Annotated in this window: 2 protein-coding genes and 1 pseudogene; 1 reads left to right on the top strand and 2 read right to left on the bottom strand. The window is 67.6% G+C overall.

The features are described 5' to 3' along the window. Positions 1 to 927: 927 nt before the first annotated feature. On the bottom strand, positions 928 to 1056 hold the full coding sequence (locus BMG523DRAFT_RS27070; protein WP_255353912.1) for a hypothetical protein: 129 nt from the start codon (positions 1054 to 1056) through the stop codon (positions 928 to 930). A gap of 74 nt (positions 1057 to 1130) precedes the next feature. Beyond that, positions 1131 to 1397 (bottom strand): hypothetical protein, encoded by a 267-nt coding sequence (locus tag BMG523DRAFT_RS22120; protein WP_011438461.1) that lies wholly within the window; start codon positions 1395 to 1397, stop codon positions 1131 to 1133. A gap of 580 nt (positions 1398 to 1977) precedes the next feature. On the opposite strand from BMG523DRAFT_RS22120, the pseudogene BMG523DRAFT_RS22115 reads away from it, so the two are divergent. Then, positions 1978 to 2451: pseudogene (locus BMG523DRAFT_RS22115) on the top strand (IS6 family transposase); the annotation flags it as partial.

Here is a 2451-nt window from a genome sequence, read left to right as displayed (position 1 = left end):
CCCCGGCCTCGCGTCAGAAGCGCGCTACGCAACACCACTGGAAGCCCCACACAACGCCGAAAGTCTGCTTACCAGCAAACTTGCCGAGGCCCTGGCCCCTTCGGGGCGGCAACCCCAGTTGGCCAGCCAGAACGAGGCAGGGGCGCCGCACGCGCCGCGCCGAACAGGACCCCGTCCGCCCCGCCGCGCGCCCGGGGCGGGGCCCCGCCTCCCTCCGGTCGGCACCCCACCCCGGGCGCGTCGGACCGGCCGCCCGTTCGGCGCGTCGGAGCGTCGTTGCGTTCCTGTGCTGTGCCATGCGCCTTGAGAGGGACAGGCGAGATGCGTGTCGGGATGTGACGGGGCTCTGCCCCGAACCCCGGCCCTTTCTCCGGAGGAGGGAGACCGCCGGCGGTGCCGGAGGGCAGCGGCGCGGCACGTCCGCTGGTTCCCCCGCCGGACGGACACCACAGGCAACCCCAGAACCCTCCGACCGCGCAAGGGCACACGCCTTCCGGTGGGGTCGAGCGCCGTCGGTGCCCTTGCACGGCCGAAGGAACCTGGGGTAGGGCTACGCCTGCCCGCCCGACGGAGGACCAGCTCAAGCCCCCGGCATGTCGAGGGTCGACGACCACCCAACCGGAGCGCCGCAAGGCCGACGAGCGGCCCTGTGCCCGTCGGATCGCCTGCCCCCACGGGTGTATGGTCCTGAGACCGGCCGATAGACACCGGAACGATCACGCTTCCTATCCTTCCGTTTCGTCTCGATTAGGATGGATGAAACGGAACGATACGTTATGTGTCCGGTGGGGTTCGTGTCCGTGGCCGCCGCCGAGCGCAGCCGTTCCGGTGCTCTTGGCCGCCGAGTCAGCCCCGCCGCCCAGTGGGAGCAGGCACGCCGCACAGCGCAGCCCTCAAGAACGCCGAAGTGCTCTCAGAGCGCCGCAGCTACACCCGCACCGGCCGACGGTCGCGGACCATGTCCGCCAACGCCACGACGCTTCGAGGATCGAGCCGAACCAGCTCACCACGCAGCCGCACGCCAGTCGGACCCACCGGAGCAGCCAACAGCAGCACGTGAAGCGCCTCTTGGTAGGGAGTCCACGCCGCCGGACCCACCTGGACGCACGGCGGTACCCATCCGGCCGCCATCAGAGGCCGCCGAGCAGGGAACCAAGGTCCGGCAAGGTCCGGAACCGCAGGATCACCGCAGAATCGCCGGGACTCACCCGCCAATGATCGATAAAGAGAACCGGCGGAAGCGTCGCCGTAACGTCCACCAAGTCGCGCAGGCTCGCGCCCGGCGTCATCGCCAGGTCGTACAGACCGTGATCGTCATGCGGATTGATCGTGACGAACGGACGCCCTTCGTACGGGTTGCGCCAGCCACCCCGACCGGACGGCGGAATACTAGACACGGGTCACCCCTGTTCACCCAGGTTGTGATCAAGGTTCCGGTGGGTGGTGCAACACCCGCCGGAACCGCCAACATCACCAACTATAGGGCATGGCGTCCCATAGTTCCGAAGAACAGGTAGGTACGTGGCGGAAGACCCGTTGATCGGTTACCGCGAGATGGCGGAACGGGCCGGCATTAGACCGGGCACGCTGCGTAACTATCGCGCCAAAGGACTACTTCCTGAGCCAGACGACATCTCGGTACCCGACCGACCCAGGTGGAAGACGTCCACCTTCGATGCATGGATGGCCAGCCGCCCCGGAAGGGGTGCGCGTACGGACCTCCGGCCGCCGGACGCTGCCGACTAATCGATCATCCCGCGAAGCGGCGAGCGGCACGGCCACGTCGGTAGAGCTGGACTACTTGCGGTAGCAAGCAACCGAGTGTGGGCAGGTCAAGCGTTGCTGCGACTACTTGCGTACCTGATTCCGTGTGTTGGAAGTGACGGACATCACGGTGTAATTTCGGTTCCTAGACGACCCGCGCCGCTTCTGCCTCGTCCACCGCCGCGCAAAAAGTGAAGTTCGCCAACCTGTTGCGTGCAGCGCTTCACGCCCCTGCTCGTCGACGCGGCGAGGCCGTGCCGGCACCTGCCCGGGGACAGGTGGTTCGTCGACGAGACGTATGTCAAGGTCGCCGGCCGGTGGACGTACCTGTACAGGGCGGTTGACCAGCACGGGCAGGTCATCGACGTCCTCGCCAGCGCACGACGCGACCAGGCTGCGGCACGCCGGTTCTTCACCGCGGCGCTGTCTCACGGCCGCCGGCCGGTCGAGGTCACCACCGACAAGGCCGCCGTTTACCCGCGGATCCTCGACGAGCTGGTACCCGAGGCCTGTCACGTGGATGCCGCGCGGGAGAACAACCGGATCGAATCCGATCACAGCCGGTTGAAAGCCAGGCTCCGCCCGATGCGCGGACTGAAACGGCTGCGCTCTGTCCAGACGATCAGCGCAGGGCATGCCTTCGTCCAGAACATCCGCCGCGGCCACTACGAACTCGGGATCGACACC

The sequence above is a fragment of the Frankia sp. BMG5.23 genome, from assembly GCF_000685765.2.
GTDB classification, from domain to species: domain Bacteria; phylum Actinomycetota; class Actinomycetes; order Frankiales; family Frankiaceae; genus Frankia; species Frankia casuarinae.
Note: the sequence above shows the minus strand (reverse complement) of the source record. Positions and strands in the feature narration are given on the sequence as shown.